Genomic DNA, 20765 nt, shown 5'->3' on the forward strand with positions numbered 1-20765 from the left:
GTACGGCGTGAAGCTCGTCCGCGACACCTGGCTGATCTTCCAGCAGGAGGCCGGCCTGATGGTGCGCAACCCGGTGATGGTCGCGTTCAGCCTGGCCCAGCCGATCACCTACCTGATCCTGTTCGCACCGTTCCTCAAGGTGGTGATGGTCGACCGGGGCGCCGCGTCGTACGCCGACGCGTACCGCATCTACGTACCCGGCCTGTTCGTGGCGATGGGCCTGTTCGGCGGCCTGTTCGCCGGGTACGGGCTGCTCAGCGCGCTGCGCGCGGGCATCATCGACAGGTGCCGGGTGACGCCGGTGAGCCGGACCGGCCTGCTGCTGGGCCGGGCGCTGATGCACGTGTGCCTCAACGTGGTGCAGGCGGTGGTGGTCACGCTGGTGGCGCTGCCGTTCGGCCTGCGGGTGCACCTGGCGAACCTGCTGGTGTCGTACGCGCTGCTGTCGGTGATGGTGCTGCTCAGCACGTCGATCTCGTACGACATCGCGCTGCTGGTGCGTAACGAGAACAGCCTCGGCGTGCTGGTGAACACCGTCGGCCAGCCGGTGTCGCTGCTCGCCGGCGTGCTCATCCCGCTCGTGCTGGCGCCGATGTGGATCCAGCGGGTCGCGGTGTGGAACCCGTTCGCCTGGGCCACCGACGGCATGCGCGCGCTGTTCGCCGGCCAGATCACCCAGACCGTGGTGTGGCAGGGCGCGCTCATCATGTCCGGGCTGGCCGCCGCCAGTCTGTTCTGGTCGTCGCACCTGTTCAACCGCGAGGTCTCCTGACCGTCCGTGCATCGACCATTGTCTCAGCGTGGCGGGCGCTCTAGCCTGATCGTGTCCCCGCTCGGCGGCCGGTACGGGGCGCGGCCGTGACGCGTGTCAGCTGAGGAGGCCACTCGTTGGGTGCCGACAACTTCCGGGCGACGCTGGCGGCCGACATGGAGCTGGGCGCGGGCAACGTGCTGCTCCGGCTGGCCGAGCACGGCGCCGACATGGACATGCCCCGGGTGACGTTCGACGCCGACGTCGACGGCATCCCCGCCTGGACGCCGCTGTCGCTCGCCACGCTCACCGAGCGGGTCGCGGCCCGGGCCGCCTGGTTCCGGGCGCGCGGCGTCGGCCGGGCCGACCCGGTCGCGGTGTACGTGACCTCCGCGCCCGACGTGTTCCTCAACTTCCTGGCGCTGACCTGGCTCGGCGCGATCCCGGCGCTGATGAACGGAAACATGCCGGTCGAACTGGCGGCCGAGTTCGTCAGGCGGCTGCGCGGGGCCGGGGTGGTGGTCGACGCCGACCACGCCGCCCTGGCCGAGCACGACCTCGGCGCGCCGATCCTCGGCGACGCGGCGCAGACCGGCACCGGCGACCCGGCGCAGGCGCCGCCGCACCACCGGCACCACCCGCAGGAACCGGTGGTCATCACCCACTCCTCGGGCACCACCCGGGTGCCCGCCGCGATCGTCCACTCGCACCACGGGCTGTTCGCCGCGATCCGCGCGGTCCGGCTCACCGAGTCCCGGCCGTCCGGCGAGGTGCGGGAGATGTCCGCGCTGCCGGCCGCGCACGCCGCCGGCATCATCACGCTCAACCAGGCGCTCTGCAACGGCTACCAGCTGCTGTGCCTGTCCGCGCAGGGCGGCCCGTTCGCGCGCAGCGCCGAGACGATCCTTTCCGCGATCGAACGGTGGCGCCCCACCGGCGTGTTCGGCTTCGCGGTGACCTGGTCCGAGCTGGCCCGGGTCGACCTCACCACCCGCGACCTCAGCTCGGTGCGCAACTGGTTCAACACCGGTGACTGCGCGCACGAGGCGCACGTACGCCGGCTGGTCGCGGCCGGCAGCCATCCCGCGTACACCCGCGACGGCATGGTCGACGTCCCCGGCTCCAAGTTCGTCGACATGCTCGGCTCCACCGAGATGGGACACGGCGCGTTCCGGATCACCCACCGGCTCGGCAGCGACCGCTACGACCGCTGCGTCGGCAAGCCGTACCCGTTCGCCGAGATCGCCCTGCTCGACGTGGACACCGGCGAGGAGGTCCCGCCGGGGCAGGTGGGGCACGTCGGCCTCAAGTCGCCGACGCTGGCGCTCGGCTACTGGAACGACTCGGTCACCACGTACCGCACCCGGCTGGGCGGCTACTACCTGACCGGCGACCTGATGTACCGCGACGCGGCCGGCGACTACCACCACGTCGACCGGGCCAGTGACGCGGTCGACCTGGGCGGCGGCACCTGGCTGTACACCGCGCTGTCCGAGGAGCGCATCCTCCGGCACTGCCCGGACGTCCGCGACTGCACCGTCCTCGCGGCGGCGGGGGAGGACGGCACGACCGTCACCGACGTGCTGCTCCTGCTCGCCGCCGACGCCGATCCGGCGCGCGACCGTACCGAACGGGTCCGGGCCGCGCTGGGGCCGGCGGTGGCCGCGACGCTGCGGCGGGTGGTGACTGTCCCCGACGACGACGTGGTCACCGGGCCGACCGGAAAGGTCCGCAAGTTCCTCATGCGACAGCGACTGCTCGCCGGCGCCGGAGCCCCCGGCGCCGGCTGACCGGGGACATCGACGGTTGGCGCGGCCGTGCCAGAATCCAGCCGTGTCCTACCTCCCCTCGCAGCCGTACCCGCCGATGCCCGGCGGCGTCAGCCCGCTGATCGCCTACCCGCACCCGATCACCCCGCCGCCCGGCTGCGGGGTGCTCGTCGTCTCGGTGAACCGCGGGCCGTACCTGATCCCGGTGCCGGTGACCAGCCGCTTCAAGATCAACCGCCAGGTGGTCGCAATCCCCGGCGAGGGGACGTGGCACGTCGCGGTGCCGGCCGGCGCGCACGACGTCAGGTACACCGACTTCATGGGCGTTCCGCTCGTCACCACGACGCTCGCGGTGCAGCCGGGGGCCGCGCACCACCTCGCGTTCCGCTTCGGCGGGTGGCGCAACCGGGTGTACGACGGCTACGGCACCGACGTCACCCGGTTCGGCCTGTGGTCCAACTACAGCGTCATGCTGGTCCTGCTGCCGGTGGTCGGTCTGGCCTGCTGCGGGGCGTTCGGGCTGGTCATCGGCTCGACTCCCTGATCCGGCCCGGCCGGCGGGCCTGGTCGCTCGGCTAGCGCAGCGACCAGGTCTGCTTCACGTTGAACACGCAGGTCCAGGCGTTCAGCGGTGCGCCCGCGGCGTGCCCGTCGACGTCCAGGCAGCGGTCGGTGGCCCGGTTGAACAGCGACCGCCGGCCCTGGCTCTCGATCCACTCCCACTTCTGCGCCGGATTGCCGCTGCACCACGCCGTCTGCACCGGTACGCCGTCGCGCTTCTCGCCCCAGGCCACGTCCAGGCAGAGGCCGCCCTCGACCCGGACGCTGCCGTCGGACGCGAACGTCCACCACTGGGAGCGCTCCTCCCGGCAGGCCCGCAGCACGACGCGTACGCCGTCCCCGCTGCCGCCGCTGGCGCACAGACCGGTCTCCTTGCCGACGAGTTGCTTCGCGCCGGCCGGGCGGACCGGCGCGGCCGGCTCATCCGGCTTCTTCGACGTGCCCGCCGCCGGCGACGACGTGGACGGGCGCGCGGCCGACGACGCCGGCGGCTTCGGCGTCCGCGTGCCGGGCGACGGGGTGCCGGAACTCGCCGGCGTGCCCCGCAGCCGGCCGTCGAGGGCGTAGAAGTCGGTGAACTCCCGGACCGTGCGCAGGAACGCCTGCGTCCCGGCGTCGAAGTCGCCGCCGGTGTGCCGCACGGCGTCGGTCCCGTCGCGGTACGCCGCCAGCGCCAGCAGGTCCGGGTCGCCGTCGAGCGCGGCCAGTTCCCGCCGCAGGGAGCAGAGCGTGGCGCCGACCGCCGGTACCGCTGCCTGCGGGTCCCACGGCGAGGCGCCGGACGGGCCGTACGCACGCCACAGCTCGGGCCGGAACTGGGCGATGCCCTTTCGGCCACCGTCGCCGAGCAGGTTCGGATCGAAACCGGAGGAGGCCATCAGCTGCGCGGCGACAGCGGCCGGGGGCACCTGCGGGCACACCGAGCCGGCCCGTACCACCAGGCGGACGTACCCGGCGGGGACCGCCTTGGGCTGCCGGCGCTCGCCCTCGCCGCTGGGTGGGCCGGTCTCGGCGAAGCCGTCCTGCCGTCCGTAGTAGGCGGCGTACCGGCCGGCCTCGTCGACGTACGGGACCGCCGCCGAGGGCACCCCCTCGGCGGCGCGTACCTCCTCGAACCCGGTGTGGAACGCGGCGAGCGACAACCGCCACGGGTCGCCGGGGACGGCAGCCGCGCGCACCTGCCCGGCCAGGTCGCACATCTGGTGGGCCAGCGCGAGGATGTTGGCCGCGCCGTCGGTGCGCGGCGCGTCCGGCCACGGCGCCCAGGTCCGCCACCGCTCGTCGTCCAGCCCGGCCAGGCCCCGGCCGCCGGACGCGGTCCGCTCGGCCCGCGCGTCCAGACCCGACTCGGCCATCAGCTGCCCGGCCAGCCGCGCCGGGGTCAGCGCGGGACAGGAGCGGGCAGCGGCCCGGATGGCGGCCAGGTGCTCGGCGGAGACGGCCCGGCCGGCCGGCTCGTCGTCGCGGGCGGTGGCGACGCTCCCGCTGAGGGCGGCGACCGCCAGGCTCAGCGCCGCCAGCCCGGCGGCGCCGGCGGCGACGACGCCGCGCGGGATCCGGCGCGGCCGCGGGCGCGCGCCGGGGGCATCGGGTGTCACAGGGCGGTCCCTCCGGTGATGACGGACGCCCTACCGGTGCGCGACGTCCTCGGTTCACCCGGCCGGAATCGGGTCCGATCCGGTCCGGCCGTCATTGAACCGAGCGTCCGGCGAGCCGTCAAATGTGGACGGTCTTGCCCGGCCCGGCCCCGTCGCGCGCGCCGGGCGGCGGTAGCGGTGTTGATCCGGAAAGGGACCGAAAAGTTTCGGGATCCTGTCGCCCTCAATGGCGGTCGGGTGGCTGTCGCCGACCGTCGACGCTGATCGGAGTCCCTTTTCGGCAGCCGTAACGGCCGTTCAGGGTCCGAGCGGGGGTTACCACAACATTTCCGGAACTTGTTGACAGGATGAACCGGGCCTCCAATACTGTGGCCATCGGCGTATCTCGATTGACGTCGATGTCCGACCACCACCCGTGGCGCGGCTGTCGCCCCGGTCCCGCCGTCCGCGGGCGGGCGAGCACCCGCGGCTCGCGCCACCGGAAGCTGGCCGCCCGCCAGCCGTCACAGGGAGGAAACCCGTCCATGAAAGACGCCCCCGTCCGTACGGGCATCCGCAGGCGCGGACGCCTCAGGATGGCCCTCGGCGGCGCCTGTGCCGTGGCGCTGATCGCCGCCGGGGCGACGGCCGTCGCGTCAGGTCCGGCCTACGCCGACACCACCGTCACGTCGAACTCCACCGGCACCAACAACGGCTACTTCTATTCCTTCTGGAAGGACAGTGGCAACGTCTCCATGACCATGGGCAACGGTGGTCAGTACAGCACCCAGTGGAGCAACATCAACAACTTCGTCGCCGGCAAGGGCTGGAACCCGGGCGGGCGCCGCACGGTCAGCTACTCCGGCAGCTTCAACCCGTCCGGCAACGCGTACCTGACGCTCTACGGCTGGACGCGCAACCCGCTCGTCGAGTACTACATCGTGGACAGCTGGGGCAGCTGGCGCCCGCCGGGCAGCGGCTACATGGGTTCGGTGTCCTCCGACGGCGGCACGTACGACATCTACCGCACCCAGCGGGTCAACGCCCCCTCGATCGAGGGCACCCGGACGTTCTACCAGTACTGGAGCGTCCGCCAGTCGAAGCGCGTGGGCGGCACCATCACCTCCGGCAACCACTTCGACGCCTGGTCGCGCTACGGCATGAACCTCGGTTCGCACGACTACCAGATCCTGGCCACCGAGGGCTACCAGAGCAGCGGCAACTCCAACATCACGATCGGCGGCACCGGCGGTGGCAACCCGACCACCCCGCCGCCGAACAACGGTGGCTGCACGGTCAGCGTCAGCCGCGCCGAGGAGTGGGGCGACCGGTTCAACGTGACCTTCTCGGTCAGCGGCACCAGCAACTGGGTGGTCAGCATCCAGACCCAGGGCGGGCAGAGCCTGCAGAACAGCTGGAACGCGTCGGTCAGCGGCACCAGCGGCACGCTCACCGCGCGCCCGAACGGCAACGGCAACAACTTCGGCATCACGCTCTACAAGAACGGCAACAGCAACACCCCGACGGCGACCTGTTCCGCCGCCTGAGCCCTCTTCCGGGGAGGGGGTGCCGCGCCTGGCGCGGCACCCCCGTTTCGTGTGCCCGGAGTGCCATGATATGACGGCCGACACACCTGGGCAAAAACTTGATTGATTCCAAAAGACCGGACTAAGGTCGTCGCATGACGGCCGACTTCGAGACGCAGCTCCGGGCGGTCTCGTTGCGGGTGACCCGGCCCCGTCTGGCGGTGCTGTCCGCGCTGCGCGACCACCCGCACGTCGACACCGACACGGTGATCGCCCTGGTCCGCGCCGAGCAGCCCACCGTGTCCCACCAGGCGGTCTACGATGTGCTCCGGGCACTCACCGACGCCGGGCTGATCCGGCGCATCCAGCCGGCCGGCGCCACGGCCCGCTACGAGTCGCGGGTGGGAGACAACCACCACCACGTCGTGTGCCGTTCCTGCGGCGCCATCGCCGACGTCGAGTGCGCCGTCGGCCGCGCCCCCTGTCTCACCGCCTCGGACGACCACGGCTTCGTGGTGGACGAGGCGGAGGTCGTCTACTGGGGCACCTGCCCCGGCTGCGCGGCCGACCGCACCGCCCAGTGATCCGCCAGTTCGGAAGGAAGCAGATGAGCGACACCCAGGACAACCGGCCCGTCAGCCCGCAGGGCGTGGACGCCAAGGAGGCGGCCGGCTGCCCGGTCGCGCACGACTCCGTGACCGCGCACGGCAGCGAGAGCGAGAACCCGGCGATCGACTCGCCGACCCCGAAGACCGGCGGTCGTCCGCGCAGCAACCGCGACTGGTGGCCCAACCAGCTCGACCTGTCGGTGCTGCACGCCCACTCGTCCAAGGGCAACCCGCTGGGCCCGGAGTTCAGCTACGCCAAGGAGTTCGCGAAGCTCGACGTCGAGGCGCTCAAGCGGGACATCACCGAGGTGCTCACCACCTCGCAGGACTGGTGGCCGGCCGACTTCGGCCACTACGGCGGCCTGATGATCCGGATGAGCTGGCACGCCGCGGGCACCTACCGCATCGAGGACGGCCGCGGTGGCGCCGGCGACGGCGGGCAGCGGTTCGCCCCGCTGAACAGCTGGCCGGACAACGCCAACCTGGACAAGGCCCGCCGGCTGCTCTGGCCGGTCAAGCAGAAGTACGGCCAGAAGATCTCCTGGGCCGACCTGCTGGTGCTCGCCGGCAACGTGGCGCTGGAGTCGATGGGCTTCAAGACCTTCGGCTTCGGCTTCGGCCGGGAGGACGTCTGGGAGCCGGAGGAGATCTTCTGGGGTCCCGAGGACACCTGGCTGGGTGACGAGCGCTACGCCTCCGAGAAGGACATGGTGGCCGGCGTCGGCGCGACCGAGATGGGTCTGATCTACGTCAACCCGGAGGGCCCGCGCGGCAACGCCGACCCGCTCGCGGCGGCGCACTTCATCCGTGAGACGTTCCGCCGGATGGCGATGAACGACGAGGAGACCGTCGCGCTGATCGCCGGCGGCCACACGTTCGGCAAGACCCACGGCGCGGGCCCCGCCGACGCGCACGTCGGCCCCGAGCCGGAGGCCGCGCCGCTGGAGGCGCAGGGCCTGGGCTGGCTGAGCACGTACGGCGAGGGCAAGGGCGGCGACACGATCACCAGCGGCCTCGAGGTCACCTGGACCGACAAGCCGACCCAGTGGAGCAACCGGTTCTTCGAGATCCTCTTCGGCTACGAGTGGGAGCTGACCACCAGCCCCGGCGGCGCCAAGCAGTGGGTCGCCAAGGACGCCGAGGCGATCATCCCGGACGCCCACGACCCGTCGAAGAAGCACAAGCCGACGATGCTCACGACCGACCTGTCGCTGCGCGTCGACCCGGCGTACGAGAAGATCTCCCGCCGCTTCCTGGAGAACCCGGACGAGTTCGCGTTGGCGTTCGCCAAGGCCTGGTACAAGCTGCTGCACCGTGACATGGGCCCGGTCAGCCGCTTCCTCGGCCCGTGGGTGCCCGAGGCCCAGCTCTGGCAGGACCCGGTGCCGGCCGCCGCGCACGAGCTGGTGAACGACGCCGACGTCGCCGCGCTCAAGGCGAAGGTGCTGGAGTCCGGCCTCACCACCGCCCAGCTGGTCTCCACCGCCTGGGCCTCGGCCGCGAGCTACCGCTCCACCGACAAGCGCGGTGGCGCCAACGGCGCGCGGATCCGGCTGGAGCCGCAGCGCAACTGGGAGGTCAACCAGCCCGAGCAGCTCGCCACCGTGCTGGCCACCCTGGAGGGCATCCAGCAGGAGTTCAACGCCGCCGGCGGCGCCCAGATCTCGCTCGCCGACCTGATCGTGCTGGCCGGCTCGGCCGCTGTCGAGCAGGCGGCGCGGGACGCCGGCGTCGAGGTGACGGTGCCGTTCCACCCGGGTCGTACCGACGCCACCCAGGAGCAGACCGACGTCGAGTCGTTCCGCGTGATGGAGCCGCGCGCCGACGGGTTCCGCAACTACCTGCGGCCGGGCGAGAAGACCCAGCCGGAGGTGCTGCTCGTCGACCGCGCGTACATGCTGAACCTGACCGCGCCGGAGATGACCGTCCTGGTCGGCGGCCTGCGCGCGCTCGGCAACAACGTCGGCGGCGCCGCGCACGGCGTCCTCACCGACCGGCCCGGCGTGCTCACCAACGACTTCTTCGTCAACCTGCTCTCCCCGGGCACCCGGTGGAAGGCGGCGGAGTCCGAGGAGCACGTGTACGAGATCCGCGACCTGGCGACCGACCAGGTGAAGTGGACCGCCACCGCGGTCGACCTCATCTTCGGCTCCAACTCGCAGCTGCGGGCGCTCGCCGAGGTCTACGCCAGCGACGACGCGCGGGAGAAGTTCGTCCGCGACTTCGTCGCCGCCTGGACGAAGGTCATGGAGCTGGACCGCTTCGACCTGGCCTGATCCGCCACATCTGAGCGAGCCCCGGTCCGTCGCGCCGCGACGGGCCGGGGCTCGTCCGTGTCCGGGGTGCCGGGTGTCGGGGGATCAGCGGCACGCACCCGGCCCGCAAACGTTGGAAAATCTGCTCGGAAGTTGCGGTCGTCCCGCGCAGCGGTTGGTGCCGTCCCGAGCAGCGGGATCTCGGCCGAGCGCCGGCCCGCTCGCTCCAACGTGGATCGCCGCTGGTGGTCGCGAATCCGAGCCCACTCGTGTTGCCTGCTGGTTTCGAAAACTTTGCCGCAAGCTCTTGCAAAGACTTTCATGAATGGCGCATGGTGTTCGCTACCCGGGACGGCCGCCCCACCCCCGCTCACCCTTTCGAACCCACGGAAGAGGTCCCCCAGCCATGCACTCCGCCAGGCCACACCCCCGTGGCCGCGCCGGTCGCCTGCTGCTCGCCGCCGCGCTCGTCGCGGCCGGCGGCACGGTGGCCGTCGCCGCCGCCACCACCGCCCCCGCCCGCGCCGCCGTCGCGCTCAACGACAGCGAGGTGACCGCCAACCTCTGGGAATGGAACTGGACCTCGGTCGCCGCCGCCTGCACCGACCACCTCGGACCGGCCGGATACGGCGCGGTGCAGGTGGCACCGCCGCAGGAGTCGGTGAAGCTGCCCGCCAGCGCCGACGGCGCGTACCCCTGGTACGAGGTGTACCAACCGGTGTCGTACAAGCTGGACAGCCGGTTCGGCAACCGCCAGCAGTTCGCCGCGATGGTCACCGCGTGCCACAACGCCGGTGTGCGCGTCTACGTCGACGCGGTGGTCAACCACATGGCCGGCACGAACAACCCGGCCGGTACGCGCGGCTACGCCGGCACCGAGTTCTCCGGCTACAGCTACCCGGCCGTGCCGTACGGCGCCGGTGACTTCCACCGCCCCGGCGACAACTGCCCGACCGGCGGCGCGATCAGCGACTGGAACAACGAGGCCCAGGTGACCAGCTGCGAGCTGCTGTCGCTGTCCGACCTCTACACCGAGAAGGAAGCGGTCCGCAACAAGATCGCCGGTTACCTGAACGACCTGATCGGGCTCGGCGTCGACGGCTTCCGAGTCGACGCGGTCAAGCACATCCGCAAGGACGAGTTCGCGGCCGTCCTCGGCAAGCTGAACGACACCGTCGCCGAGGGCCGGCGTCCGTACGTCGCGCAGGAGATCTTCGACGGGGCGAGCAACCCGGCGTTGCAGGCCCGCGCGTACATCGGCAACGGCGACGTGCTCGACTTCGCGTACGCCAAGGGCATCCGCTCGGCGTTCCAGGGTTCGATCTCGGCGCTGGCGAACGTGCCGAACTGGAACCTCGACGCGCCCGGCGCGAACGTCTTCTCCATGGTCACCAACCACGACCTGGAGCGTGACGGCGTGGTGCTGTCGTACAAGAACGGCACCGACTACGTGCTGGCGAACTACTTCGCGCTGGCCTACCCGCACGGCAAACCGTCGGTCTACGACAGCTTCACCTGGGCTGACCGCAACCAGTCCCCGCCGCACGACGGCACCGGCCGGGTCACCGACACCGTCTGCGGCGCCGCCTGGAACTGCCTGAGCCGCACCACCGGCGTCAAGGGCATGGTCGGCTGGGCCAACGCCGCCCGCCCGGTGAGGACCGTCTCGGACTTCACCACGGTGAACAGCAACGTGATCGGCTTCCACCGGGGCGACCGGGCGTGGATCGGCATCAACGACTCCGGTTCGGCCACCACCGCCACCTTCGTCACCGGGCTCGCCGACGGACGGTACTGCGACGTCATCTCCGGCGTCGCCACCGGCAGCGGCTGCACCGGCTCCACGGTGACCGTCTCCGGCGGCCGGGCCACTGTGACCCTCCCGGCAAACGACGCGGTCGCGATCCACGTGAACGCCCGGCCGGGCGCGAGCCCGTCCCCGTCGGCCTCCCCGACCGCGTCCCCGTCGGTCTCGCCGACCGCCTCGCCGACGGCGTCGCCCACCGTCAGCCCGGGGGACCGGATCGCCACCACGTTCACCGTCGCCGCGAACGTGGCCGCCGGGCAGGACGTCCACGTCGTCGGCAGCATCCCCGAGCTGGGCTCGTGGACGCCCGCGAACGGCGTCAAGCTCGCCGCGCAGGGCGGCGGCGCCTACCGCGCCACCGTCAGCCTGCCCCGGTCCACCGCAGTGGAGTACAAGTTCGTCAAGCTGACCGCCGCCGGTGCCGTCACCTGGGAGTCCGGCGCGAACCGGACGTTCACCACCCCGGCCGGCGGCACGTACGCGGTGACCGAGACGTTCCGCGGCGACACCGTCAGCACGACTGTGGCCACCACGTTCTCCGCCACCGCGACCACCGTCTACGGGCAGAACGTGTTCGTGGTCGGCAACATCCCGGCGCTCGGCGGCTGGAACCCGGCCGCCGCCGTCGCGCTCTCGCCGGCCGCCTACCCGGTCTGGCGGGCCACAGTCGACCTGCCCGCGAACACCGCTGTCGAGTACAAGTACGTCAAGAAGAACCCGGACGGCACGGTGATCTGGGAGTCCGGCGTGAACCGGACGCTCACCACGCCGGCCGGCGGCACCCGCGCCGTCACCGACACCTGGCGCTGACGATCGCGCGGCCCGTCCCCCTCACCCCTGGGGACGGGCCGCATCCGCGCCGGTCAGACGGCCGTGAACGACCAGACCTGGGCCGGGTTGCCGAACCCGGTGCAGCGGTAGATCTGGACGGCCGCGCCGTCGGCGTCCGATCCGCCCCGGACGTCCATGCACCGGCCACCGATCTGCGACCTGATCTGGTGCACCCCGGCGAAGGAGTTCGGGTCGACCGTCCACTTCATGCTCGACGTGCCGGTGCAGGCCCACTGCTGCAGCGGCGTGCCGTCGGCGTTCACCCCGTTGCGGACGTCCACGCACATGCCGCTGAACTGGTTGACGAACGTGTAGGTGTCCCGGCCCACCGGCGACCAGCGCTGCACGGCCTGGCCGTCGCAGGTGCGCTGCACGACCCGGCCGCCGAGCGACGACGGGGCGTCGGACCGGTCCACCTCCAGGCACTTGCCGCTGCCGTAGTTGACGATGGCGTAGTGGCCGCTCGCGGCCTGCGCCGGCGGGCCGGACGCCACCCCGAACCCGGTGGCGAGCAGTCCCGCCGCCAGCACCCCGGCCGCTCTCTTCCCGATCATGGTGTCTCCCCTCGGAGTCGTGTCGCCGTCCCGGTTCCGCCGGTGGTCACCGGCCGGACGACTGGGGAAGACGCTAGGGATCCACGACGGCCCCCGGATCCGGGTTCCTCCTAGTCGACGAGGCCGCGCGGGCATCCTGTCGGGTTGCCGTCGCGCCCGCCCGCCCGGACCGCGCCGGCGGCTAGCGTGCGGTCATGGGCAGCGGTCCGGCGCCGGCCGGTGCCGTCGGCACGGCCACGGACACCGGTGGGGACGCCCTGCTCGGGCGCGCCGACGAGTGCCGGCGGCTCGGCGCGCTGCTGGCCGGCGCGGTCGACGGTCACGGCGGTGCCCTGGTGCTGCGCGGCGCGGCGGGCGTCGGCAAGACGGCACTGCTGGAGCACTGTGCCGCCCGGTCCACCGGGATGCGGGTGCTGCGCGCCACCGGCGCCCCGTTCGAGGCGGAGCTGCCGTTCTCCGCGCTGCACCAACTGGCGCGCCCGCTGCTGCACCGGCTCGGCGATCTGCCCGCGCAGCAGGCCGACGCGCTGCGTACCGTCTTCGCCATCGGCGGCGGCTCCCGCCCGGTCAACCGGCTCGCCGCGTACGTGGCGACGCTGAGCCTGCTCACGACGGCGGCCGAGGACACGCCGGTGCTCTGCCTGGTCGACGACGCGCACTGGATCGACCCGGCCTCGGCGGAGGCGTTGCTGTTCACCGCGCGGCGGCTGCTCGCGGACCGGGTCGCCGTCGTCTTCGCGGCCCGCGACGCCCCCGCGTTCCCCGCGCCCGGCCTGCCGGAGCTGCCGCTGACCGGTCTGGCTCGGGACGACGCGATCCGGCTCGCCATGCGCGCCGGCCTGGACCGCCGGGTCGCCGCCGACCTGGCGGCGGCCACCGCCGGCAACCCGCTCGCGCTGACCGAACTGCCGGCGACGCTGTCCGAGGAGCACCGCAACGGATGGCTGCCGCTGCGGGAGCCGCTCGTGCTCGTCGAACGCATCGAGATGACCGTCCTCGCGCACGCCCGCGGGCTGCCCGACGACACCTGGCGTGCGCTCGTCGCCTGCGCGGTCACCGAGGCCACCACCCCGGCGCTGCTGGAGCGGATCCTGGCGGCGGACGGGCTGCGCCTGGGCGTGCTCGACCCGGCGGTCGACGCCGGGCTGATCCGGGTGACCGACCGCGAGGTGACGTTCCGCCACCCGCTGACCCGCGCCGCGGTCCACTCGGTCGCCGGCCCCGGCCGGCGGCGGGCCGCCCACCTGGCGGTGGCCGCCGCGCTCACCGGCGACGACACCGCCGACCGCCGGGCCTGGCATCTCGCGGCCGCCACCACAGTGCCCGACGAGGGCGTCGCCGCGTTGCTGGCCGGCTCCGCCGAGCGGGCGCAACGCCGGGGCGGCGTGGTGGCCGAGGCCCGCGCGTACGAGCGGTCCGCCCGTCTCACCCCCGACCCGGACGTACGCGCGTCCCGGCTCGCGGCCGCGTCCCGCGCCTGGGCCAACGCCGGCGCGAGCCGGCACGCCATCACTCTGGGCGAGGAGGCGATCGGGCTGACCCGGCGCGCCGACCTGCGCTGCCGGGTCAAGCCGCTGCTCGCCCACCTGGCGCAGCAGCACGGTGACATGGCGGGCGCCGAGGCGTACCTGGCCGACGCGCAGGCGTACGCGCAAGCGGATCCGCTCGGCGCGGCCCGGCTGATGAGCGCCCGCGTCAACCAGTTCTGGGCGCGGCTGGACGTCACCGGCATGGTGCCGCTGTGCGCGCGGGTGGCCGAGCTGGCCGCCGCTGATACGGGCGCGACCTGGCCGAAGGGGCCGATCCGGCTGGCCGCGGCGCAGGTGCTGGCCGGGCTGCCCGAGGGGGTCGCGTCGGCCCGTACCCTGGTCGCCGCCTGCGCCGGCCACGCCGACGGATCGGCGGCGGAGCTGGCCGAGGTGTTCTGCTGGATCGGGGACCACGACACCGCGCGGGCGCTGCTGGAACCGGAGATCGACCGGGCCCGCGCCACCGACGACGTGTTCCTGCTGGCGTACGCCCTGCCCCGGCTCGCCGGGCTGGAGTGGCGCACCGGCCGGCTGCACGCGGCGTACCAGGCCGCCGCCGAGGCGGTCCGGATCGCCGAGCAGGTGGCGCTTCCGGTGCTGCGGGCGGAGGCACTGGCCGCGCTGGCGCTGGTGGAGGCGCTGCTCGGCGAGGAGCCGGAGGCGCTCGCGCACGTCGACGACGCCCGCCGGCTCCTGCCGGGCGAGTTCCGGGAGATCGAGGTCCGGCTCCGCTACGCCACCGGGATCGCGGCGGTGGTGGGGGCGCGCTGGCACGACGCCGTGACCGAACTGGAACGGGTCCGCCGGGCCCAGCGCGACGGCGGCATCGCCGAACCGGGGTGGCTGCCTGTCGCTGCCGAGCTGGCCGAGGCGTACACGCACCTGTCCGACCCGCAGCGGTCGGCGCGGCGGTTGCGTGACCTGGCCGGGGCCGGCGGTGCCGCCGCCCGCGCCGCCGCCGCGCGCGTCGAGGGCCTGCTCGCCGGCGAACCGGACCTGGACGAGGTCTTCGCGGCGGCGCTGGCCCGGTGCGATCCCGCCGTCGTCCCGCTGGAACGGGCCCGGACGCTGCTCAGCTACGGGCAGCGGTTGCGCCGGGCCCGGCGCCGCCGGGACGCGCGGGTCCAGTTGCACGCCGCGCTGCGGTTGTTCGAGGCGCTCGGCGCGCAGGGCTGGGCGCGGCGGTGCCGCACCGAGATCGACGCCACCGGCCGGCGGCAGCCCGACCCCGGCGACCGGACCGTCGACCGGCTGACCGGTCAGGAACGCCTGATCGCCCTGCACGTGGCGGAGGGCCTGACGAACCGGGAGATCGCGGCCCGGGTCTTCCTGTCACCGAAGACCGTCGAGTACCACCTCGGCAACGTCTACCGGAAGCTGCGGCTGCGCTCCCGGCCGGAACTGATCCGCCACCTGTCCGGCCCGCCGGCCGCGGGCTGACGACGCGGCCGGACGACCGCCAGTGCCGCGGCCAGGCACGCCACGGCGGCGAGCACCAGCGGCGGCCGGCCGCCGGCCGCGACCGCCGCCGACCCGAGCGGGATGGCCAGTGTGATCGGCCCGAACATCGCGGTGTTCGCCGTCCCGGCGACCCGTCCGAGCATCGCCTGCGGCGTGTACGTCTGCACGGCGGTGACCGCCGCGACGAGCGTCCACGGCAGACCGACGCCGATCACCACCGAGGCGGCCACGGTGCCCGGCCACCAGGGCAGGCAACGCCCGAGACAGCCGGCCGCGAACAGGACCGTGCCGGCGGCACCGACCGCGATCTCACCGTGGCGGCGGACCAGCCGGCCGACGACCAGCCCGGCGAGCAGCGATCCGCCACCCTGGGCGCCGGCGAGCACGCCGAGAAAGGTGGACGGCAGCCCGAGGCCGGTCACCACCACGTGGTACAGCGCCGCGGTGGTGAAGCCGGACATCGCGATGGACACTGCCGCGAGCGCCACGGGTACGCGTACCGCCCGCCGGGTCAGCAGTGCGGTGAGCCCGTCCCGGACTCGCGCCGGCCGTGCGGCCGGGGGAGCGGGGACGGTCCGCGTCAGGCGCAACGCGCCGTACAGGGCGGCCACGAGCACCGGTACGACGGCGGCGAGCACCGCGACGACGTGCCCGCCCCGCCACGCGTACAGGCCCGCCCCGGCCAGCGGCGCCACCAGCTTCACGCCCTCCTGCGCGCTCGACCGCCAGCCGTTGACGTCGGCCAGCCGGGCCGGGGGGAGCGCGGCGGGCAGCAGCGCGGTCTCGCCGGCGTCGACGAGCACGTAGCCGATCCCGTAGGCGAGCGAGACGGCGTAGATCAGCCACGCCTCGCCGGGCCCCCGTACCGCCAGCAGGCTCAGCAGCGCGGCGGCGAGCGCGAGGTTGACGCCGATCACCAGCGGACGCCGGGGCACCCGGTCGAGCAGGCCGCCGAGCCACGGGCCGGCCAGCGTCGGGGCGTAGACGCAGAGACCGGCCAGCGCGGCGAGCCCGGTGGAGCCGGTCAGGTCCAGGATCCAGATCCCGCAGACCAGGGCCATGGCGCTGCCGCCGAGGCCGGACAGCAGCGAGACGGCCACGAACAGGACGGCGTTGCGGCGCATGGATCCCCCGTGAGGTTGAGCCTGGTGGACTCACATCCTCCGGAGTTGAGCCGTCAGGGGGCAATGCCTAGAGCAATCGTCAATGCGATGTTGACAAGGCGGCGGCGATACGCAGGGCGGCGTCGCGTGCCGGAGCGGGCAGCCGCCGCCCCGCCCCGGCCAGGTCGTCGGCGAGGTGCGCGGCCAGCGTGTGCAGCGGCCCGGCGTCGGCGTCCAGCGCGAGCGCGCAGGTGCGGCGCGTCAACGCCGCGCGGGGGAAACGGCCGTCCCACGCGCGGTCCGCCTCGATCCAGCGGTGCAGGTCGGTGACCGCCGCCCGCAGCACAGGCAGGTCGGGGGCACCGACCGGATCGAGCCGGGACAGGCGGGTCCGCCGGGCCGCGACGAGGCGTTGCCGGCGCTGCTCGGCGGCCTGCCGGCTGCCCAGGCCCAGCGCCCGCGCGATCTCGGCCCAGGTGGCGCCGCCGTGCCGGGCCCGGTCGATCAGGTCAAGCTCGCGGTCGTCCAGCCGGACCCGGGCCGCGGCGATCTCGGACAGGTGGTCCAGGGTCACCTGTCAACGCTACATTGACAACCGCCTCGGCACGTCAGTCCTCGGGGACGCCCGGGCCCACCTCGCCGCGCGCCAGACGCTCGGCGTTGCGGTCGGCCTCGCTCTCCGCGTTCTCCGCCCCGGCGCCCGGGTCCCGGGTACGCCGCCCCTCGGCGTCCTGGAACACCTGCCCGCGCTCGAGCGCGCCCTCCTGCTGCCGCTGGAACTGCTCCGGATCCGTCATGACCGTCAGGTGCCCCGGCGGCCACGCGGCAAACCGGTACGTCAGCGCGGCGGCGCCACGTACAGGCCGGTCTTGCAGCCGGTCTCGCCCGGCTCCAGCCAGATCCGGTCGTACCCGGGGGATTCGATCTTCCCGGCCGGTGTGCGGACGAGCAGGAGGCAGTCCCGTTCGGCCGGTACGCCGACGGCGGCGACGAGCGCGCCCTCGTGCACCGTCGTGTCGACGGTGATCCAGTCCTGCGGGAAGGCCGCCCGCACAGCGCCCGCCAGCGTGTCCGGGGTGGCGGTGCGCAGCACTGCGGTGAGCCGCTGCCGCCCGTCCTCGGGCACCCTCGGCACCGGCGCGGCGGTGGGCGGCGAGGGAGCGGGGCCGCTCGGACAGTCGATCTCGTGGTACGTCGTGTAGCGGTAGAGCTCGAACTCGTAGCGGTAGCAGCGCGTGGCCTCACCGGCGCTGTTGCTCGCGCCGCCGATCGACACCGGCGGCCGCTCCGGGACTGTCACCACGAACCGCACGTCGACGGTGGCCCGCTCGTTCCCGGCGGTGCGGCCGGACCAGGCCAGCGCCTCCCGCCGGACCGTCGCACCGCCGCCGGACGCGGCGTCCTTCGGCTCCTGGACGATCTCGGCCGCCGCGATCGACCCGGCGTCCCGCGCCCGGTTGCGGTGCCCCAGCTCCGTGTTGAGCTGCTTCGCCTCCGCCGCCGCGGTGTCGCGCGCCAGCGCGTCGCCGCTCTCCTCCCCGAGTCCCCTCCCGCACCCCGCCGACGCGAGCAGGAGCACCGCGAGCGTCCACCGCACCCACCGGTGACGGGACGGAGGTGTCGGCCCGGTGGCGCTGCGTGTCCGGTTCACCGCGCGGACGTTACCGGCGCGCCGGGCGCCGCGCTGCCCCGTACGCGGGGGCCGTTGGTCCCGGGCCCGACAGGCCCTCGGCCCTGCGACCCACGTAGGGTCGCGCGGCATGCTGGGATTGCCCGGCGCGGGCGGCGACGACATGGAGGACGATGTGGTGATCAACGGCGGGCCGGCGACAGCGACGACGCCCACCGAGATCTCTCCGGCCCCCGCGACCGGGCTCGGCTCGGCCGAGGCGGCCGCCCGGCTGCGCGCCGACGGCCCGAACACCGTTGCCGCCCCGCGCAAGCGCGGGCTGGCCGGCCGGGTGTTCCGCCAGCTCACCGACCCGCTGGTGGCGCTGCTGCTGGCCGCCGCCGTGGTGACCACGTTGCTGCGCGACTACCCGGACACCGCCGTGATCGTGCTGGTCGTCCTGATCAACACGGCGATCGGCGTGGTGCAGGAGGTACGCGCCGACCGGGCCGTCGCCGCGCTGGACCGGCTCGCCGCGCCGACCGCGCGTGTGGTCCGCGACGGCCGTGACCTCGTGCTGCCCGCCGCCGACCTGGTCCGGGGCGACCTGGTCCGGCTGGAGGCGGGCGACGTGGTGCCGGCCGACCTCGATCTCACCGACGCGGTACGCCTCAGCCTGGACGAGTCGGCGCTGACCGGCGAGTCGGTGCCGGTGGCCCGGGTCGCGGGGGAGGAGGCGAGCGCCGGCACCGTGGTCACCACCGGCCGCGCCACCGGAACCGTGGCGCGTACCGGCGCGGCGAGCGCGCTGGGCCGGATCAGCGCCCTGGTCGCGGCGACCCGGCCGGCGCCCACCCCGCTGCAACGACGCCTGTCCTCGCTCGGCCGGGTGCTCGGCCTGACCGCCGTGGTGCTCTCCGGGCTGGTCTTCGCCATCGGCGTGCTCGACGGGCGGCCGGTCACGCAGATGGCCGTCACCGCCGTCAGCCTCGTGGTGGCGGCCGTACCGGAGTCGCTGCCCGCCGTCGTCACGCTGGCGCTCGCCCTGGGCGCGCGCCGGATGGCCGGCAGCCGCGCCATCCCCCGCCGGCTGCACGCGGTGGAGACCCTCGGTTCGGTCACCGTGATCGCCTCCGACAAGACCGGCACGCTCACCGAGGGCCGGATGGCGGTGCAGTACGCGGTCGTCCCCGGCCGCGACCGCTACGCCGTCACCGGCACCGGCTACGCGCCCGGCGGCGAGGTGCACCACCGGGGCGAGCCGGTGAGCGCCCCCGACGAGCTGCGCGCCCTCGCCCGCGCCGGGCTGCTCTGCAACGACGCCACTGTGACGCCGCCGACCGACGAGCGGCCCGAGTGGACGGCGATCGGTGATCCGCTGGAGGCCGCGCTCGTCACGTTCGGCGCCCGCTGCGGCCTGGACCCGGACACCACCCGCGACGCCTGGCCCCGCGTGGCGGAGGCCCCGTTCGACCAGGACCTGCGCCGGATGACCACCGTGCACCGCCGCTGCGACGGGCGCTACCTGGTGGTCTGCAAGGGCGCGCCGGAGAACCTGCTGGCCGCGCCGCTGGTGGACGCCGACGCCGCGGAACTGGCCGAGCTGACCGACGCCGCGCACCGGCTCGCCACCGAAGGGCTGCGCGTGCTGGCGGTGGCCTCCGCGGTGGTCGACACCCTGCCCGACCCGGCCCGGCCGACCGGCCTGCGCCCGCTGGGCCTGGTCGCGGTCGGCGACCCGCTGCGCGCCGCGGCGCCCGGCATCGCCGCGGGCTTCGAGGAGGCAGGCATCCGGCTGGTCCTCATCACCGGCGACCACCCGGCGACCGCCGCCGCCATCGGCGGACGGCTCGGGCTCTGGCGCGACGGCGACCCGCTCGCCAACGGTGACGACGGCGACCCGGGCCGCGCCCACCCCGAGACCCGGGTGTACGCGCGGACCCAGCCGGAACAGAAGCTCGACATCATCGCCGGCCTCCAGAACCGGGGGCACGTGGTGGCGATGACCGGCGACGGCGTCAACGACGCCCCGGCGCTGCGCCGCGCGGACATCGGCGTGGCCATGGGTGGCGGCACCGAGGTGGCCCGGCAGGCCTCCGACCTGGTGCTCGTCGACGACGACCTGACCACCGTGGCGACCGCCATCGGCGAGGGCCGCCGGATCTACGACAACATCCGCCGGTTCCTGCGCTACGCGCTCGCCGGTGGCGTGGCCGAGATCGCGGTGATGCTGCTCGGCCCGCTGTTCGGCCTGCCGGTGCCGCTGCTGCCGGCGCAGATCCTCTGGATCAACCTGCTCACCCACGGCGTCCCCGGCGTGGCGCTCGGCGCGGAGCCGGCCGAGCCGGGCACGCTGCGCCGGCCGCCCCGCTCCCCGCAGGAGTCGGTCCTCGGCGCCGGCCTGGGCCGGGACGTGCTGGTCACCGGCGGGCTGATCGCCGCGGCGACGCTGGGCGCCGGGGTGTGGGCCGCGGCGGCCGACCGGCCGTGGCAGTCGGTGGTGTTCGTGGTGCTCGGCCTGGCCCAGCTCGGCGTGGCGCTGGCGGTCCGCGCGATCCGTACCCCGGGCTCGCGCGAGCGCAACCTCGCGCTGCCGGTGGCGGTAGCGGTCTCCGCTGTGCTCCAGGTGGCGGGCGTGCTGCTGCCGCCGCTGCGCGAGCTGCTCGGCACGTCCCCGCTCAGCGCGCTCGACCTGCTCGCCTGCGCCGCGATCGGCGTGTTGCCGGGGCTGGTGCTGCGGCTGACCCGCCGTCTCCGCGGGACCAACGGCCCTCACGCCGTGACCCCGGACCCTGCCGGGCCGGCCGCCTGACCGGCAGGCTGA

The 20765-nt window shown here is 74.1% G+C and carries 15 protein-coding genes; 9 read left to right on the plus strand and 6 right to left on the minus strand.

Going from position 1 to position 20765, the window contains the following annotated elements; all coding sequences use genetic code 11:
- Window positions 1-7: 7 nt before the first annotated feature.
- The 3 genes from SM452_RS05650 (at window position 8) to SM452_RS05660 (ending at window position 3064) form a co-directional block, all read left to right on the plus strand.
- Window positions 8-772, plus strand: coding sequence for an ABC transporter permease (locus tag SM452_RS05650; protein ID WP_013476421.1), 765 nt, complete (start codon window positions 8-10; stop codon window positions 770-772).
- Between the two features lie 116 nt (window positions 773-888).
- Window positions 889-2541 carry a class I adenylate-forming enzyme family protein gene (locus SM452_RS05655; RefSeq protein WP_463839422.1) on the plus strand — a complete coding sequence of 551 codons (1653 nt, stop codon included), beginning with the start codon at window positions 889-891 and terminating at the stop codon, window positions 2539-2541.
- A gap of 43 nt (window positions 2542-2584) precedes the next feature.
- A complete protein-coding gene (locus tag SM452_RS05660) occupies window positions 2585-3064 on the plus strand; it encodes a hypothetical protein (protein WP_318334457.1) in 480 nt (159 codons plus the stop codon).
- Window positions 3065-3095: 31 nt separating this feature from the next.
- Here the strand turns inward: SM452_RS05660 and SM452_RS05665 are convergent, their stop codons facing one another.
- On the minus strand, window positions 3096-4679 hold the full coding sequence (locus SM452_RS05665) for a ricin-type beta-trefoil lectin domain protein (RefSeq protein WP_262011923.1): 1584 nt from the start codon (window positions 4677-4679) through the stop codon (window positions 3096-3098).
- 524 nt (window positions 4680-5203) lie between these two features.
- Between SM452_RS05665 and SM452_RS05670 the strand changes: the two genes are divergently transcribed.
- The 4 genes from SM452_RS05670 (at window position 5204) to SM452_RS05685 (ending at window position 11664) form a co-directional block, all read left to right on the plus strand.
- Complete coding sequence (locus tag SM452_RS05670; protein ID WP_262011922.1) at window positions 5204-6205, plus strand: glycoside hydrolase family 11 protein; 1002 nt, start codon at window positions 5204-5206, stop codon at window positions 6203-6205.
- Window positions 6206-6339: 134 nt separating this feature from the next.
- The gene (locus SM452_RS05675; RefSeq protein WP_135240611.1) at window positions 6340-6768 is read left to right on the plus strand and encodes a Fur family transcriptional regulator; all 429 of its coding nucleotides are present in this window, start codon (window positions 6340-6342) and stop codon (window positions 6766-6768) included.
- Window positions 6769-6791: 23 nt separating this feature from the next.
- Complete coding sequence (gene katG, locus SM452_RS05680) at window positions 6792-9068, plus strand: catalase/peroxidase HPI (RefSeq protein ID WP_262011921.1); 2277 nt, start codon at window positions 6792-6794, stop codon at window positions 9066-9068.
- A gap of 385 nt (window positions 9069-9453) precedes the next feature.
- Window positions 9454-11664 carry a carbohydrate-binding module family 20 domain-containing protein gene (locus SM452_RS05685; protein WP_463839423.1) on the plus strand — a complete coding sequence of 737 codons (2211 nt, stop codon included), beginning with the start codon at window positions 9454-9456 and terminating at the stop codon, window positions 11662-11664.
- Between the two features lie 53 nt (window positions 11665-11717).
- On the opposite strand, the gene SM452_RS05690 is transcribed toward SM452_RS05685, so the two are convergent.
- On the minus strand, window positions 11718-12239 hold the full coding sequence (locus SM452_RS05690) for an RICIN domain-containing protein (protein WP_463839424.1): 522 nt from the start codon (window positions 12237-12239) through the stop codon (window positions 11718-11720).
- A 194-nt stretch (window positions 12240-12433) separates the two neighbouring features.
- Here SM452_RS05690 and SM452_RS05695 point away from each other — a divergent pair, with 194 nt between their 5' ends.
- Window positions 12434-15208, plus strand: coding sequence for a helix-turn-helix transcriptional regulator (locus tag SM452_RS05695; RefSeq protein ID WP_262011918.1), 2775 nt, complete (start codon window positions 12434-12436; stop codon window positions 15206-15208).
- Here SM452_RS05695 and SM452_RS05700 read toward each other — a convergent pair.
- The 4 genes from SM452_RS05700 to SM452_RS05715 form a co-directional block, all read right to left on the minus strand.
- Window positions 15136-16353: an MFS transporter gene (locus tag SM452_RS05700; RefSeq protein WP_463839425.1), complete on the minus strand. Its 1218-nt coding sequence runs from the start codon at window positions 16351-16353 to the stop codon at window positions 15136-15138. The genes SM452_RS05695 and SM452_RS05700 overlap by 73 nt on opposite strands.
- 79 nt (window positions 16354-16432) lie before the next feature.
- The gene (locus SM452_RS05705; protein WP_463839426.1) at window positions 16433-16906 is read right to left on the minus strand and encodes a hypothetical protein; all 474 of its coding nucleotides are present in this window, start codon (window positions 16904-16906) and stop codon (window positions 16433-16435) included.
- A gap of 34 nt (window positions 16907-16940) precedes the next feature.
- Window positions 16941-17129, minus strand: a complete 189-nt coding sequence (locus SM452_RS05710; protein WP_013286843.1) for a hypothetical protein — start codon at window positions 17127-17129, stop codon at window positions 16941-16943.
- Between the two features lie 41 nt (window positions 17130-17170).
- Window positions 17171-17983 carry a hypothetical protein gene (locus SM452_RS05715; RefSeq protein ID WP_262011914.1) on the minus strand — a complete coding sequence of 271 codons (813 nt, stop codon included), beginning with the start codon at window positions 17981-17983 and terminating at the stop codon, window positions 17171-17173.
- Window positions 17984-18092: 109 nt separating this feature from the next.
- Between SM452_RS05715 and SM452_RS05720 the strand changes: the two genes are divergently transcribed.
- Window positions 18093-20753 carry a cation-translocating P-type ATPase gene (locus SM452_RS05720; protein WP_463839427.1) on the plus strand — a complete coding sequence of 887 codons (2661 nt, stop codon included), beginning with the start codon at window positions 18093-18095 and terminating at the stop codon, window positions 20751-20753.
- Window positions 20754-20765: the final 12 nt, after the last annotated feature.

The sequence above is a fragment of the Micromonospora sp. SYSU B005 genome (assembly GCF_055362685.1).

What these genes read in the sequence shown, in the direction of transcription:
- SM452_RS05670 (WP_262011922.1), top strand. Translation starts at nt 5,204, where the DNA reads ATGAAAGACGCCCCCGTCCGTACGGGCATCCGCAGGCGCGGACGCCTC.
- SM452_RS05675 (WP_135240611.1), top strand. Translation starts at nt 6,340, where the DNA reads ATGACGGCCGACTTCGAGACGCAGCTCCGGGCGGTCTCGTTGCGGGTG.
- katG (WP_262011921.1), top strand. Translation starts at nt 6,792, where the DNA reads ATGAGCGACACCCAGGACAACCGGCCCGTCAGCCCGCAGGGCGTGGAC.
- SM452_RS05685 (WP_463839423.1), top strand. Translation starts at nt 9,454, where the DNA reads ATGCACTCCGCCAGGCCACACCCCCGTGGCCGCGCCGGTCGCCTGCTG.
- SM452_RS05690 (WP_463839424.1), bottom strand. Translation starts at nt 12,239, where the DNA reads ATGATCGGGAAGAGAGCGGCCGGGGTGCTGGCGGCGGGACTGCTCGCC.
- SM452_RS05695 (WP_262011918.1), top strand. Translation starts at nt 12,434, where the DNA reads ATGGGCAGCGGTCCGGCGCCGGCCGGTGCCGTCGGCACGGCCACGGAC.
- SM452_RS05700 (WP_463839425.1), bottom strand. Translation starts at nt 16,353, where the DNA reads ATGCGCCGCAACGCCGTCCTGTTCGTGGCCGTCTCGCTGCTGTCCGGC.
- SM452_RS05710 (WP_013286843.1), bottom strand. Translation starts at nt 17,129, where the DNA reads ATGACGGATCCGGAGCAGTTCCAGCGGCAGCAGGAGGGCGCGCTCGAG.
- SM452_RS05720 (WP_463839427.1), top strand. Translation starts at nt 18,093, where the DNA reads ATGCTGGGATTGCCCGGCGCGGGCGGCGACGACATGGAGGACGATGTG.